Genomic DNA, 14,118 nt, shown 5'->3' with positions numbered 1-14,118 from the left:
ACAGCCGGTGCGCCAGGTGGATGGGCAGCGGCATCAGCTCGGGCGTCTCGTCCGACGCGTAGCCGAACATCAGACCCTGGTCGCCCGCGCCCTGCGCGTCCAGGCCGTCGCCGTCGGAGGCGTCCCCGACCCGCTTCTCGTACGCGGTGTCGACGCCCTGGGCGATGTCCGGGGACTGCGCCCCGATGGACACCGACACGCCGCAGGAGGCGCCGTCGAACCCCTTCTTCGAGGAGTCGTAGCCGATCTCCAGGATCTTGTTCCGGACGAGCTGGGCGATCGGCGCGTACGCCTGGGTGGTCACCTCTCCGGCGACGTGCACGAGACCGGTGGTGATCATGGTCTCCACGGCGACGCGCGAGGTCGGGTCCTGGCTCAGCAGCGCGTCGAGGATGGTGTCGCTGATCTGGTCGGCGATCTTGTCCGGATGCCCCTCGGTGACGGACTCCGAGGTGAACAGGCGGCGGGTCATGGCGAACTCCAGGTGGTGGGAGGGACGGCCGGCCGGTTCCGGTGCCGTCCGGCCGGTGCGTGGGTCATGCGAGTCCTCCGGGCCCGCCCGCCCCGCCCGCCGCGTGCGCGGCGGTGGCGGCGAGGACCGCGGCGAGGTCACGGGCGGCGGGTGCGGCCCCCGGGGCGCCGCCGATCGCGACGAGCGGGGGCGCCCAGCCGTGGGCGGCGATCCGCTGCGCCACGCCGTACGCGAGGGCGCCCGCGCCCGAGTACCCGCCGAGCAGGACGGGTTCGCGGGCGGCCAGGGCCGGGCCCAGGGCGGTGAGGCAGGCCGCCGCGTCCGCGGGCGCGGCGACGGTGGCCAGCGTCTGGGGCCCGCGGTGGTCGCGGGCCAGCACGTCGTAGCAGGTCTCCGGGGAGCCCGGCGGCGGGATCAGGCAGATCACGCCCGCGCCCGGCCCCGCGCCGGCGCGCAGCAGGCGCAGCGAGGACGGCGGCCGGTGCGCCATGCGGGGCACCGGGCGGCCCTCCAGGAGCCCGAGGGCCTCCTCGACGGTCGTGGACCCCTCGACGGCGAGGGGCAGGTCGCGCAGCAGCCGGAGCAGTTGCGCCAGGCACTCGGAGGCGTCGGCGTCCGCGACGCGGGCGCGGTCGTGGACGACGGTCAGGGCCAGGCCGCCCACGCCGTCGTGGCGGGCGGCGAGGGTCATGGGCACGCCCGTGTGCGCGCCGAACAGCTCCGGGGGCTCCACGCGCACGCCCTCGGCGGCCAGGTCCTCCCGCAGCTCGGCGGCCGGGTCGGAGAGCGGCCCGCAGAGCGGTCCGGAGTGCGCGGCCGGCAGGTCCGGGGGCTGGAAGACGACGACGGACTCGGTGAGTTCGTCGTCGGCCGCCCGGCCCGACCAGCCGTGGATCTGCCCGGCGGAGACCCATTCGTACGCGGTGGTGTCGAGGGCCCGGTCGGTCAGGGCGGCCAGCAGGTCGCGGATCCGGGTGCGGGGGCCGACGTCCACGGCCACGGGCAGCGGGTTGGCCAGGGCTCCCGGCATCCCCTCGGCCCCGTCGAGGGCAATGCCCCGGCCGGACACGGCCGCGGCGAAGGCCACCGGGACGGGGGCGGGGCGGGCGCGGTGGGCGCGGTGGAGCAGCAGCGCCCAGGCGGCCTGGACGACGGTGCTCTCGGTGGCCCCGAGGCCGGCGGCCCAGTCCCGCAGCCGGACCGTCTCGTGCGGGGTCAGGCGCTGCCAGGCCCGGCCGTGGCCCCGCCGGCGGGCGACGTCGCCGGTGGCCCGGGCGGGCAGGGTGACCGCGCCCGCCGGGGGCGCGGCGCGGGACCAGAACGCCCGGGCGGGGCCGAGGTCCTGGCCCCGCACCCAGCGGAGGTGGTCGCGCACGTCGGGGCGGCGCTCGCCGCCGCGCGCGCGCCCGTCGCCGAGGTAGGCGCGGTAGAAGGAGCGCAGCAGCAGGCCCATGCTGCGGGTGTCGATCAGGGCCTGGTGGTAGGTGGCGAGGATCCGGGTGCCCGGGGGGCCGGCGTCCCGGACCTCGTCGACGAGCACGAGGCGCAGCGGACCGCCGCGCATCAGGTCGAACTCGCGCAGCCGCTCGGCGGCGACCAGCGCGTTCCACTCCGCGGCCCCCTGCGAGCGGCGGGCGATCTGCGGGACGGCGGAGGGGCGCACGACGACGCGGGGCGGGTGGTGCGGGGCGGGGCGGGCCAGGACGGCGCGCAGCACGGCCTCCTGGTCGGTGACGCGCTGCCAGGCCGCCCGGAACCGCTCGGGGTCGAGCGGGCCGTACCAGTGCCAGTGGACCTGCTCGACGTGGAAACCGGCGCCGGGGTGGGTGAGGGAGCCGAGGAGGATGTCCTGCTGGCGGGGGGCGGCGGGGTGCCCGTGGGAGAGCGGGTACGGGCGACGGGCGGCGACGAAGGCGGCCGGGCCCCGGGGGACGGGATCGACGGAGGCGGGGGCCTCGGCGGGCTCGGCGGAGTCGGCGGGCCGGCCGGACGCGAGGCGCTCGACCGGCTCGACCGGCTCGGGGTGCTCACGACCCGAAAGCCCGTCCCGTACGTCGCGTACGTCCCGTACGTCGCCCCGGGTCCCGTCCTCCCGTACGTCGCCCCGGACGCCGTCTTGCGGGCCGTTCCGCACGTCGTCCCGTACGCCCTCCCGGTGTTCCTCCGGCGCCGCGCGGGGCGCGGTCTCCGGTCCGGTCAGGAGGTCGGCCAGCCGCCCCGCGTCGAAGGAGAGGGGCAGCCGGAGCGTGTGGTGGACCGGGGAGTGCCGGCGCAGCGCGGGCCGGGGCGGCGGGAACCGGTCGAGCAGCGGTTCGAGGGCGGCGGGCGCCAGCGGGCCGTGCAGCTCCAGCGAGCTCGGCCGGCCGGGGGCGATGACCACCGTCACGGCCTGGGGTGCGGCCACGGTCATCGGTCCCTCCCGGGTCGGTTCGGCGCGGTGCGCTGCGGTCGGTTCTGTGGGATCGGCTGCGTTCTGTACGGAATCGGCGAGGCGTCGGGAGTGTGGGCGGACGCGCCACGCGGCGCCGACGCGCCGCTGACACGGCGCTGACACGGGGGCTCCCGACCCGGTCACGGGGCCGGCCGGCGCGTCAGCCGGCCGCGAGCATCTCCTCGACGGCGCCCAGGAACCCGTCGTCGAGCATGGTGCGGACGGCGGTGTCGCGGTCGGGGTCCAGGCCCGCGTCGTGGCGGGCCACGCTGAGCAGGTAGCGGTCGAGCACCCGGTGGGTCCCGAAGGCCCACTCGCCGCGCGCGGCCGGGCTGCCGTCGGGGGCCGTCAGGTCCCCGCTCTCCAGGTCGAAGCCGAACTCGGTGAACCCCAGCCTCAGCCCCTGGCCCAGCGCCTTCGTGTAGGCCTCCTTCAGGGTCCACAGGCGCAGCAGTTCGGCGGCCCTGCGCTCCTCGGACAGACCGGCGAGCCCGGCCTGCTCGGCCGGGGTGCACATGTGGTCGTGGAGCAGTTCGAAGGACATCCGCCGGCCGGCCGGTTCCACGTCGACCCCGATGCGGCCGGTGCGGCTGACGCCGACGGCGATCAGGTCGTCCGTGTGGCTCAGGCTGACGTCGATCTGGTCGAATCCGCGGATGTAGGGCCGTCCACCGATCTTGTACGCGAGGTCGAGCGCGGCGGGATCCGTCCGCAGCGCCGCGGCGGCCGTGTACTTGACGACCATCCGCGAGGTGACGAAGCGGTAGCGGACGGCGGCGTCCTCGGTGCGCCGGTAGCGCGGCCAGTCGCGGCCGAGGAGGCGCCGCAGCTCCGGGGCGGCGAGGGCGGCCGTCAGCCACTCCCCCCAGGTCGCGTACACCACGGCGCTGCCGAGTCCGTCCAGGTCCTCGTGCAGGGTGTCCCAGGGGCCCTCGGGTCCGGTGACGTGGACGGGGGACGGGACGGCGCGGCCGTCCGGGACGCGGTGCTGCTCCGGCACGGTTCCTGACCTCCTCTGCGGCTGCTGGGGCGCACCGCCCGCGCGGGGCGGCGGTGCTCGGGGTTCGCGGCGTGCGGCTCACGGGTCGTCGGGGTCCCCGGCGTGCGGGTCGCGCGGCCCGCCGGCCGCCGGGGTCCGCCGCGTGCGGAGGGCGCGGCTCACCGGTCGGGCGACGTGCCGTCGAGGTCGTAGCTGCGGCCCGCGCGGTAGCGTCCGACGACCTCGGCGAGCAGGTGCTCCGCGCAGCCCGCGGGCGGTTCGGGCGCGGCGATGCCCAGCCGTCCGGCGAGCCGGGTCAGGGCGAGGACCGCCCAGGCGGGATCGGCGAGGAAGGGGTCGGTGCCGTCCTGCCCCTCCCAGACGCCGAGGACCGCGGCGGCGGCCAGGACCAGCGCGTACCGGTCGCCGAGGACGACGACCGCCGGGTCGGAGAGGCCCGCGTGCCCGGTGGGCAGCGCGGCGCAGGCCGTGCGCAGCGCCCGGAGTTCTCCGGCGAACCCCTCGGCCAGTTCGCCGAGCGCGGCGAGGGCGCCGCCGAGGGCGCGGTGCGCGGAGAGCCGGTCGGCGCAGGCCAGCAGGGTGGCCGGCAGGAAGTCGTTGCCCCCGGCGAAGCCGAGCAGCCGGTAGTCGAGGTCGGGCAGGCCGGCGCCCGGGCGGAAGAGCTCGGGCGGGGGCTCCTCGGTCCGGAACCAGGAGCGCGTGGCGAGGGTGCGCAGCTGGGGGACGATGACGGCCTGGCAGGCGGCGGTGCCGGCGTGGCCGAGCCCGGCGACGGGCAGGTCGCGGACGACCTTCTCCAGGGCGCCGTACTGCGGGCTGCCGTGCTCGTAGCCGTGGGCGCCGAGCACGGAGGCGAGCTCCTCCAGGTCGTCGCGCAGCAGGTCGGGCACGACGTACTTGACCGCCGCGGCGAGCACGTGGGTGCGTTCGGGCAGCAGGCTCAGGGAGCGCAGGGCGACGGTGGCCATGGCATCGCAGGCGAGCAGGTCGGCGAAGACCCCGGTGAGCGGCTTGTGCCAGCGCCGGGCCACGGGGGCGCTGCGGCCGGTGGTGACGGCGCGGACGGCCGAGTGCAGCACGGTGTCGACAGCGGAGACGGCGACGGCGGGGATGAGGCAGCGGTTGACCTGGAAGGTGCGCAGCGCGAGGGCGACGCCCTCGCCGGGGCGGCCGACCAGGGCGTCCGCGGGCACGGGGCAGCCGGCGAGCTCCAGGCCGGAGAAGAGGCCGCCGCGCATGCCGGGGGTGTGCACGCGGGGCAGGTGCCGCACCGTGTCCCCGGGCAGGTCGCCGGGGCGCAGCAGGAAGACGGAGTGGCTGCGCGGCCCGCGTTCGGCCGCGGTGCGGGCGTAGACGACGTACGCGCCCGAGCGGGCGGCGTTCATGACGACGTCCTTGCGCCCGCTGAGCAGGTGGCCGCCGGGCACGGCGCGGGCCGTGAACTCGTCGCGCAGGATGGCGTTCGCGTGGGCGAGTTCGTGGTGGACGATCGAGGCCCGGCCGCCGCCGAGGAGGAGGCCGGCGGTCTCCTCGCGCTGGCGGGGGTCGCCGGCGGCCCAGACCGCGGCGGTGGCGAACAGCGAGGTGATGCCGAAGCCGAAGCCGAGGGCGAGGTCGCGGCGGAACACCGGGCGCAGCACCTTCGCGAGCAGGTCGGCCCGGGTCAGCCGGCCGCCGAGGGCGGCGGGCACGAACTCGGCGCCGAGCCCGTGCTCGGTGAGGAGGCGCTCGGTGGCGGCGGGCGGCCTGCGCAGGTCGTCCGCGGCGACGAGGGCGGCGATGCCGTGCGGGTTGGCGGGCCGCAGCGGGTCGCCGAGCAGGGATTCGAGCCGGGCGGCCCGCTCCCGTGCCCGCGCCTCGGCCGCGGGTCCGGACGCGGGTCCGCTCACGGCTCCGGTGGCGGAGTCGCTCCCGCGTCCGGTCCCGGGTGCGCTCACGGCTCCGGCCGGGTGGTCGCGCACAGGTCCGGTCACGGCTCCGGCCGCGCGCGTTCCGGCGTACGGCGGCGTCGGTGTGCCGGGGGTCGTCGTGCCGGGGGTCGTCGTGCCGGGCGTCAGCGTGTGGGGCGTCGTGGTCATGGGCTGCCCGGTCACTGCCCCGGGCACAGCACGCGGACGGCGGACTCCGCGTGGCGGCGGGCGCGTCCGAGGGTGGCCGCTCCGACGGCGCCCAGGGTGTCGCGCACGTACCGGCGGGCCTGGTCGAGGTCGGCGCCGCGCCCCAGGACGGACTCGACGGCCTCCTCCCGCAGCAGGACGCCGTGGGTGACGGCGGCGGTGACGCCGCTCTCGTCCGGGGTGACGGTCCACTCGCCGCAGTGGGCGGCGAGCAGCGGGGAGGTGCGGGTCTCCTTGAAGACGATCCGGCCCGCGTGGGGGAAGCAGACCCGTACGGACTCGGTGGTGACGGCGGGTCCGCCGGGTGCGCGGGTGTCCGCGGTGACGACCTGGACGCCCGGCAGGTCCTCGCGCACGTCGGCCCGGACGACGTGGGCCAGGTGCTCGGGCCAGTCGCCGATCCCGTACAGGAAGTCGTAGACGAGTTCGGCGGGTCCGTTGACGCGCACCGACTCCTCGAAGGTCAGCCGGAGTCCGTCGAGCCGGGGCCACAGCTCGGCGGCCTCCTTCAGCCGGGCGAGCTCCGCGCGGCTGTTGTCGTCGGTGGCGCGGGTCAGCCACTCGGCGCCCCCGGGGTCGTCGCCCGCCACCGTGAAGTCGTGCAGCAGCGTGATCCGCGAGCGGTCCGCGCCCAGTTCCTCGACGATCCAGCGGCCGCCCATGTGCGAGGCGGGGGCCGCCGCGACCTCCTGGTGGAAGTCGATCGTGCGCCGCGCCGGGTCCAGGTGCCTGCGGGAGGTCCACGAGGTGACGGAGCCGTTGGCCGTCACCCACATGCGGAAGCGGTCCTGGACCCCGTCGAAGTCCAGCCGCTCGACGTGGATCACCGGCGGCACGAGCAGCGGCCACTCCGTGGTGTCCGCGACCAGTCCGTACAGCACGCCCGCCGGGGCGGCCACGTCCACCGTGTACGACGTGCGACGCACTCTCTCATCCGACATCGCTCCACCCCTCTCTCGCCCTTGCGTCCGACTCTGCTCCGTCCCGCCGGAGGATCGCTCGACGAGCCCTCGAACCGCCGTCCACGGCGCGTACGGGTCCCCTGGACGGGTCCGGGGCCGCCGCCGTTCCGGAGGCCCGCGCCCCGACGAACGCCACCAGGGCGCCCACGGACCGGAAGTCCTCCAGGTCCAGGTCGTCCCCGCCGGTCGCGACGCCGAACTCCTCCTCGACGAAGGCCAGCAGTTCGAGCCCGAACACGGAGCTCACGTAGCCGAGCCCGAAGATGTCCTCGTCGTCGGAGAGTCCGCGCACGGGGAGGAAACGCGCGAGGTAGGCGGTGATCCTGGCCCGCACGTCCCCGTCCCCCGCACCGCACCGCGCCGCGCCGTCGGGGCGCGCGGGGCGGGCCGGTTCGCGGCGGGTCCGGTCGGGCCGTACGGGCACGGGCATGCGGTCCTCCGGAGGGCTGCGGCGCCGGGCCGCGGGCGGGGGTCCGGGGCGGCGCGGACGCGATGTGCTCGGCACGCTCTCAGCACCCTCTGGAGAAGGCGTGGACAACGGCTCGGACTCCGGACGGCGGTCGTCGGACGCGCCGGCCGCGCCGGTGGATGCTGGAGGCGACGGTCGAACGGGAAGGGTGGGGGGATGAGCGAAAGCCCTGGTGCGGGAAGCTGGTTCAGGAGGTTCAGGCCCGCTCCGCAGGCCCCGGTCCGGCTGGTGTGCCTGCCGCACGGCGGCGGTTCCGCCGGTTTCTTCCTCCCGGTGGCGCACGCGCTCGCGCCCGCGGTGGACGTGCTGGCCGTCCAGTACCCGGGCCGCCAGGACCGGCGCGGCGAGGAGCCGGTGGCGGACCTCCAGGTGCTCGCCGACCGGATCACCGGGGCCCTGGCCCCCTACCGCGACCGGCCGCTGGCCCTCTTCGGGCACAGCATGGGCGCCACCCTCGGCTTCGAGGTGGCCCGCCGCCTGGAGGCGGCCGGCGAGGTGCCGGCCGTCCTGTTCGCGTCGGGCCGTCCGGCGCCGTCGATCCCGTTCGAGGGCGGCCTCGGCGGCGCCGGGGACGAACGGCTGCTGGCCGAGATGGACGCGCTCGGCGGCACGGACGCCGCGCTGCTGCGGGATCCCGAGCTGCTGGCGATGGTCCTGCCGGCGCTGCGCGCCGACTACCGGGCGGTGGAGACGTACGCGTACCGGCCGGCGCCCCCGCTGACGTGCCCGGTCGTCGCGCTGACCGGGGACCGGGACCCGGTGGCCGACGTCGAGGGGGTGCTGGCCTGGGAGGAGCACACCACCGGCCCGTTCACCGCCGAGGTCTTCCCCGGCGGGCACTTCTTCGTGACGGACCGCGCCGAGGAGGTGCTCGCGACGGTCGTCGCGCACCTCGGCCCCGGCCCGCGCCCAGGTGCGGGCGCGGGCGCGGGCCGGACCGTGTTCACGCGGCCCGCCACCGCTCGTCCTCCCGCCGCCACTCCTCCTCCGCGTACCGCCTGACCCGCTCCATCACCGCGGCGCTGCGCCGGCCCAGGGTCCGGCGGACGTGCCGGCGGACCGTGTCGGAGGTGGCGTCGGGGCCGAAGAGGCCGGTGACGGGCCCGGTCCCGAGCACCACCCCGTGCCGGGAGGTGAGGAGGGTGGCGCCCGTGCCGTCCTCGGCGACCGTCCAGGCCCCGGTGTGGACGGCCAGCGGTGCGGGGGTCCGCCGCTGCTTGTGGACGACGAGCCCGCGAGCGGGCAGCCGGACCCGCACGGAGTCGGGCGGGACGGCCGGGACGCGGTACGGGCGGGGGCCGGGGCCCTCCAGGAGCGCGTACACGCGCTGCGGCGGGGCGTCGACGCGCACCGCGTCCTCGAAGCAGAGGACGAGTTCGTCGAGGCGTTCCCAGTGCGCGGCCAGCCGGGCCAGGTGTCCGGCCTCCTCCAGGAGGGCGGCCACGGCGCCGTCCCGCGCGGCGGCGGCCTCCGGCGAGCGGCTTCCGGCCGGCGCGGGGGCGTCCACCTCCAGGACCAGCAGGGCGCGTTCGGCGCCCAGGTCCTCGACGGTCCAGCTCCCGGACGGCGCGCCGTCCGGGTCCGCCGGGTCCTCCTCGCGGAAGGCGATCCGGCGCCGGGCGGCGTCCGGGAGGCGCCGCAGGGTGCGCGGGCGGAGGACCCCGCCGGTGACGTCCCACCTGCGCAGCCGCTCGCCGGGCCCGTCGCACGGGAGGCGTTCCACGTGGACGGCGTCCGGCAGGTACAGGGGCCACTGCGGGGCGTCGGCGAGCAGCCCGTACACCAGTCCGGCGGGCGCCCCGACCTCGGTCCGGTGCACCGTGCCGCGGTTCCGCGCGGGTCCGGTCACCGGTGGCCCTCCAGGACCCGGGCGGGAGCGTCCGTGCCGGCGGGAGCCCCGACCTCGGCGGGAACTCGCGCGTCGGCGGGAACTCGCGCGTCGGCGGGCGCGGCGGCCCGGTCCAGCGGAGCCAGGGCCCGGTCCAGGGCGGCCCCGGTCAGTTCGGCGCCGCCCGAGGCGGTGTAGCCGTCGGGCCGGACCAGCACCCAGGCGCCCGGGGCCAGGTCCAGGTCCGCGCGCAGCCGCCCGTCCGGGTCGGGAAGCGCGCCGGGGGTTCCGGCCGGGCCGCCGAGGGTCCGCACGGACAGCCAGGAGCCGAAGGCCTCGCGGACGGCCCCGGCCGTCCGCCGGACCCGCTCGGGGCCGTCGGCGACCAGGAGCGTCCAGCGGACGTCGCGCAGTTCGTCGCGCAGCGCGTCCGCCCCGGCACCGCCCGGGTGGCGGGCCGCGGCCGCGGCGGCCCGGGTGCCGAAGGCCGGGCCCCGGCCACCGGGCCGCCCGGTGGTGAGGCTGCTGCCGGAATAGCCGAGCCGGAGCCCGGACATCGCGCCGAGGACCTTGCGCTGCACGGCGCGGCGCAGCGGACCGACGTTGCGGACCAGGGTGAAGACGACCGGCAGCGCGAACCCGGCCGCGGCGTTCTTGAACTGGACCAGGAAGGTGGCCTTGCGGGTGGAGCCGAGCAGGGCCCTGCCGACGGGCACGCGCTCCTCGCCGTAGGTGTCGAGGAGGCCGCTCCCGGCCTCGCCGCGGACGACCATGGCGAGCTTCCAGGCGAGGTTGTAGGCCTCTTGGACGCCGGTGTTCATGCCCTGGCCGGAGGCGGGGCTGTGCACGTGGGCGGCGTCCCCGCAGACGAAGACGCGGCCGTCGTGCATGCGGGGCACCATGCGCTGCTGGAAGGTGAAGACGGAGCTCCACTCGGGCTCGCCCACCCGGACCTCGCGGCCGAGCCCGGCGCTCAGCTTGGCGCCGAAGCGCTCGGCGACGGAGGGGACGCCGGTGTTCCGCCCGCCCTTCGTGCCGTTCTTCGCGCCGGTGGCGACGGGGGCGGTGTCGAGGAGCCGCCACTGCCCCTCGCGGCTGTACGGCACCATCATCAGGGCCTGGCGGCTGGTGTGGACCCAGTAGATGGTGTCCGGCGGGAGGTCGGCGGTGACGGGCGCGTCGGCGAGCTCCCAGGTCTCGCTCGACTCGCCGATCAGCGGCAGCCCGAGCTGCTTGCGCACGGTGCTGTGCCCGCCGTCGCAGCCGACCAGCCAGCCGGTGGCGTACTCCTCGGTGGTGCCGTCGGCGTGTTCGAGCCGGGCGCGGACGCCGACGCGGTCCTGCGCGAGCGAGGCGAGCCGGGTCCCCCACTCGATCCGGACGCCGAGCCGGGCGACGGCCTCGCGCAGCAGGGCCTCGGTGCGGGTCTGCTCCAGGATGACGGTGTACGGGTACCGGGTGGGCATCGAGGAGTAGTCCGCCTCCAGGCGGACGAGCCGGCTGCCGCGCGCGTACATCGTGAACGCCCGGTTCCGCCGGCCGGCGGCGACGAAGGGCTCCGCGACGCCCATCTGGTCGAGGGTCTCCAGGGTGCGCGGGTGCACGGCGACGGCGCGGCTGGTGGCGGCGGGGCCCGGGGCCCCGTCGATCAGGCGCACCCGCAGGCCGCGGCGGGCGAGTTCGTGCGCGGCGGTGAGGCCGACCGGACCGGCGCCGACGACCAGGACGTGGGAGGTCACGGATGTTTCTCCTCTCGGGGGGCGCGGTACGGCGCCGAACCTGATCGATCGGTACCGAACTGGACCGGACTGGACCGAACCGGATCGAACCGCATCGATCCAGGCTGATCCGGACCGGTCGGAACCGGTCGGTCCGATCCGGTGCCCCCACTGTCCGCAGGACCGCTTGAGGAATCTTCGAACAACTCTCGATCCGCGCCACGGATGCTGTCCGGACGCGCTGGACCGCAGGGACGGAACGGGTCCGGAAGCGTCCGACGACTCCCGAGGAGCGGCATGAGCACCTACACCACCCATCCCCAGGCGGCCTTCGCGACCTCGGTGCCCGCGCCCGCCACCGATCCGTACGTCGAGGCGCAGCGCTTCTACGCCCGGCAGGCCGAACTCCTCGACGACCTGCGGGCCGAGGCCTTCGCGGAGACCTTCACGGAGGACGGGACGCTCTCCCCGTCCCCGGTGCGGAAGAAGTCGGTGGGGCGCGGGGAGATCGCCCTGTCCCTGCGCGCCGCGCACCACGCCCGCTTCGGGACCGAGCCCGTGCGGCGCCGGCACTGGTACGGCATGCTCCAGCTCGACGAGCGGCCCGACGGCACGCTGCGCGCGCGCTTCTCCTCGATGGTGTGGGTGACGCGCCCGTGGAACCCCGTGTCGGAACCGGGCACGAGCGCGGTCGTGGAGGACGTCCTCGTGCGCGACGGCGGCCGGCTCCTTGTGCGGGAGCGCCGCGTCATTCCGGACCACCTGTCGTTCTGACCCTCCGGCCCCGTCCGACGGGGCGACACGGGCACCACGAACGCGCCGCACCGGAAGCCTTCCCGGTACGGCGCGTTCGCACGTCCGGGTGTCCGCGCGCCGGCGCGGACGGGCCGTCAGCGGGCCGCGACGGGCCTTCCGGCGCCCTGCCGTGCGGCGCCCGCGGCGGGCCCGCCGGTGAAGAGGTCGGCGCGCACCCGCACCGGATCCGTGCCGTACGCGATCCGGCGGGTGATCCGCCCGCCGACCGGGGTGTGGGCGACGAGGCCCGCGGCCACGGCCCGCAGAAGACCCGCGACGGGCCCGGTGGCGGGGCCGAGCAGGGCCCGGGCCTGCACCCGCTGCATGCGGTGGACGGCCGCGGCGACGGGCTCGCGGCGCTCCCGGTGGGCGGCGAGCCGCTCCGCCGTGGGCGCGCCGTCGTCCAGCGCCGCGACGAGCACGGGGTGCAGGGCGGCGGCGCCCTGGAGGGCGAGGTTGATGCCCTGGGCGCCGAGGGGCCCGTGGGTGTGGGCGCTGTCGCCGAGCAGGACGAGCCCGTCGCGCGCCCACTCCTCGGCGTGCGCCGCGAAGACGTCGAGGAGGGTGAGCTGCCGCAGCGCGGTGAGCTGTTCCTCCAGCAGGTCCGCGAACTGCGGCAGGATGCCCCGCAGATCACGCCGGACGGCCTCGACGCCGCCGGCCGCGACCCGGCTCCAGCCGCCGTGCGGCAGGGTCCAGCCGATGCGCAGCCGGTCCGGGTGGGTGTCGTGGACGAGGACGGCGCTGCCGTTCCCGCGGTGCACGCGCACGTGCCCGGTGGCCCGGCCGGGGGCCTTGAGGGCGAACCAGGCGACGTCCTGCCGGAAGGCGTCGACGCGGCCCGCGCCGATGCCCGCGAGGACCCGGGTGCGGGAGAACCGCCCGTCGGCCCCGACGACGACCGCGGCCCGCACGGTGGTCCGCACGCGACCGGGGCCGTGGGAGACGGCGCCGGTCACCGGGCTGCCGGGGCGCCGCTCCACCAGGGCGGCCAGGCGGTGCCCTTCGAGGAGGGTGAAGCCGGGGTGGGCCCGGCAGGCGTCGAGGAGCGCGCCGAGGAGGTGCGGCTGCGGGAGCGCGAGCAGGGTTCCGTACGGGTCGCCCAGGCGCGCGTAGTCGACGTCGAGCACCGTCCGCCCGTGCTCCACGACCTGGAACCCGCGCAACGCGCGGGCGCCCCGGGCGCGGGCGTCGGCCAGGACGCCGAGTTCGTCGAGGACGCGCTGCCCGCCGGGCTGGAGGATCTCGCCGTGGAACTCGCGGCGCAGCGCGGTGGAGCGTTCGAGGACGGTGACGCGGACGCCGGAGCGCAGCAGGAGCAGGGCGAGGGCGAGCCCGGCGGGACCGGCGCCGACGACGCAGACGTCCGCCTCCCGCTCCTCTTCCGCACGGACCGGTTCGGTGGGTTCCCCACGGTCCACGGTGCCCCTCTTCTCGGTCGTCTTCGGTCGTCTTCGGTCGGTCGTCGGTCGTCGGTCGGCCACCAGCCGCCGTCAGCCCTCAGCCCTCAGCCGTGAACCGTCAGCAGCTCGCCGCGCAGCAGGACGCGGCCCGCGCGGCCGATCAGCCGGGGCAGCGCGCGGTCCCGTACGAAGAAGTGGCCGCCGGGCACGGTGCGCCGGACGAACCGTCCGGTGGTCCACCGGGACCAGCCCGCGAGGTCGTCCGGCGTCGCCAGGGCGTCCTCGGTGCCGGCGACGGCCAGCACCGGCACGGGCGGCGGCCCGGCGGCGGACGGGACCAGGGCGGCGGCGCGCAGGTCCGCGGCGAGCCGCAGGTCGTCGCGGAGCACGGGCAGCACCTTGCGGTGCCACAGGTCGCCGGGCACGGCTCCGGGCGGCGCGGCGCCGAAGGAGTCGAGGAACCGGACGAGTTCCCCGTCGGGGGCGTCCGCGGCCCGGGGCAGGCCCAGGGGCGCGTGGGGCGGCGGGCACGCCCCGACCGCCAGCAGCCGGGGCAGCGGCGCCCCGGCCTCGTACAGGGCTCGGGTCAGGGTGTGGGCGATCATGCCGCCCAGGCTGTGCCCGTAGAGGACGTACGGGCCGGTCGGCGGGTCGTCGAGGAACGGGCGCAGGTCGTCCAGGAGCGCGGCGCGCCCGGTGACCCGGGGCTCGCGCCGGCGTCCGTCGCGGCCGGGCAGCAGCCAGGGCCGCGGCTCCAGGGCGCCGCCGCTCAGCTCCCGCCACCGCCGGAAGGCACTGACGCCGGCGCCCGCGTGCGCGAAGCACACCAGTTGCACGCCCATGCCGGTCCTCCCACGGTCGTCGGTTCTGGCCCGGACCCTCGCGCACCGCGCTGGAGGTCCGCTCGAACCCGCCGGCACGGG

General features: G+C 77.2%; 12 protein-coding genes. 2 read left to right on the top strand and 10 right to left on the bottom strand.

Translation table 11 applies throughout. The annotated features are described in order from the left end of the window. The 6 genes from ACIQKA_RS32370 to ACIQKA_RS32345 all read right to left on the bottom strand — a co-directional run. Nucleotides 1-472, bottom strand: a 472-nt coding sequence (locus ACIQKA_RS32370) for an S-adenosylmethionine synthetase N-terminal domain-containing protein (RefSeq protein WP_390112837.1), incomplete at its 3' end; no start/stop codon positions are given. Nucleotides 473-536: 64 nt separating this feature from the next. Beyond that, a complete protein-coding gene (locus ACIQKA_RS32365) occupies nt 537-2,882 on the bottom strand; it encodes a condensation domain-containing protein (RefSeq protein WP_402543123.1) in 2,346 nt (781 codons plus the stop codon). A 181-nt stretch (nt 2,883-3,063) separates the two neighbouring features. Continuing rightward, nucleotides 3,064-3,903 (bottom strand): 4'-phosphopantetheinyl transferase family protein, encoded by an 840-nt coding sequence (locus ACIQKA_RS32360; RefSeq protein ID WP_402543122.1) that lies wholly within the window; start codon nt 3,901-3,903, stop codon nt 3,064-3,066. 158 nt (nt 3,904-4,061) lie between these two features. Then, a complete protein-coding gene (locus ACIQKA_RS32355) occupies nt 4,062-5,981 on the bottom strand; it encodes an acyl-CoA dehydrogenase (protein ID WP_402543121.1) in 1,920 nt (639 codons plus the stop codon). Nucleotides 5,982-5,992: 11 nt separating this feature from the next. Continuing rightward, complete coding sequence (locus tag ACIQKA_RS32350) at nt 5,993-6,961, bottom strand: aromatase/cyclase (RefSeq protein ID WP_402543120.1); 969 nt, start codon at nt 6,959-6,961, stop codon at nt 5,993-5,995. Continuing rightward, nucleotides 6,951-7,412 carry a phosphopantetheine-binding protein gene (locus tag ACIQKA_RS32345; protein ID WP_391096825.1) on the bottom strand — a complete coding sequence of 154 codons (462 nt, stop codon included), beginning with the start codon at nt 7,410-7,412 and terminating at the stop codon, nt 6,951-6,953. The genes ACIQKA_RS32350 and ACIQKA_RS32345 overlap by 11 nt, the downstream gene beginning before the upstream one ends. A gap of 195 nt (nt 7,413-7,607) precedes the next feature. On the opposite strand from ACIQKA_RS32345, the gene ACIQKA_RS32340 reads away from it, so the two are divergent. Next, complete coding sequence (locus tag ACIQKA_RS32340) at nt 7,608-8,453, top strand: thioesterase II family protein (RefSeq protein WP_402543119.1); 846 nt, start codon at nt 7,608-7,610, stop codon at nt 8,451-8,453. Here ACIQKA_RS32340 and ACIQKA_RS32335 read toward each other — a convergent pair. Continuing rightward, nucleotides 8,395-9,300, bottom strand: coding sequence for an SRPBCC family protein (locus ACIQKA_RS32335; RefSeq protein ID WP_402543118.1), 906 nt, complete (start codon nt 9,298-9,300; stop codon nt 8,395-8,397). The two genes, ACIQKA_RS32340 and ACIQKA_RS32335, sit on opposite strands and share 59 nt — an antisense overlap. Continuing rightward, on the bottom strand, nt 9,297-11,018 hold the full coding sequence (locus tag ACIQKA_RS32330; RefSeq protein WP_402543117.1) for an FAD-dependent oxidoreductase: 1,722 nt from the start codon (nt 11,016-11,018) through the stop codon (nt 9,297-9,299). The genes ACIQKA_RS32335 and ACIQKA_RS32330 overlap by 4 nt, the downstream gene beginning before the upstream one ends. 276 nt (nt 11,019-11,294) lie before the next feature. On the opposite strand from ACIQKA_RS32330, the gene ACIQKA_RS32325 reads away from it, so the two are divergent. After that, entirely contained in the window at nt 11,295-11,771 is a 477-nt protein-coding gene (locus ACIQKA_RS32325; protein ID WP_375967916.1) for a nuclear transport factor 2 family protein, read from the top strand. Nucleotides 11,772-11,887: 116 nt separating this feature from the next. Here the strand turns inward: ACIQKA_RS32325 and ACIQKA_RS32320 are convergent, their stop codons facing one another. Then, a complete protein-coding gene (locus ACIQKA_RS32320; RefSeq protein ID WP_402543116.1) occupies nt 11,888-13,213 on the bottom strand; it encodes an FAD-dependent monooxygenase in 1,326 nt (441 codons plus the stop codon). 86 nt (nt 13,214-13,299) lie between these two features. Beyond that, nucleotides 13,300-14,037 (bottom strand): thioesterase II family protein, encoded by a 738-nt coding sequence (locus ACIQKA_RS32315; protein WP_383153320.1) that lies wholly within the window; start codon nt 14,035-14,037, stop codon nt 13,300-13,302. Nucleotides 14,038-14,118 lie beyond the last annotated feature (81 nt).

The sequence above is a fragment of the Streptomyces sp. NPDC092045 genome, from assembly GCF_044756005.1.
Taxonomy (GTDB): Bacteria; Actinomycetota; Actinomycetes; order Streptomycetales; family Streptomycetaceae; genus Streptomyces.
The sequence above is the reverse complement of the archived record's forward strand: the minus strand, read 5'-3'. Positions and strand labels throughout refer to the sequence as shown.

Bases quoted from the DNA above. Each gene is read 5' to 3' on its own strand.
- ACIQKA_RS32355 (WP_402543121.1), bottom strand. From the start codon at position 5,981: ATGACCACGACGCCCCACACGCTGACGCCCGGCACGACGACCCCCGGC.
- ACIQKA_RS32350 (WP_402543120.1), bottom strand. From the start codon at position 6,961: ATGTCGGATGAGAGAGTGCGTCGCACGTCGTACACGGTGGACGTGGCC.
- ACIQKA_RS32365 (WP_402543123.1), bottom strand. From the start codon at position 2,882: ATGACCGTGGCCGCACCCCAGGCCGTGACGGTGGTCATCGCCCCCGGC.
- ACIQKA_RS32325 (WP_375967916.1), top strand. From the start codon at position 11,295: ATGAGCACCTACACCACCCATCCCCAGGCGGCCTTCGCGACCTCGGTG.
- ACIQKA_RS32340 (WP_402543119.1), top strand. From the start codon at position 7,608: ATGAGCGAAAGCCCTGGTGCGGGAAGCTGGTTCAGGAGGTTCAGGCCC.
- ACIQKA_RS32345 (WP_391096825.1), bottom strand. From the start codon at position 7,412: ATGCCCGTGCCCGTACGGCCCGACCGGACCCGCCGCGAACCGGCCCGC.
- ACIQKA_RS32315 (WP_383153320.1), bottom strand. From the start codon at position 14,037: ATGGGCGTGCAACTGGTGTGCTTCGCGCACGCGGGCGCCGGCGTCAGT.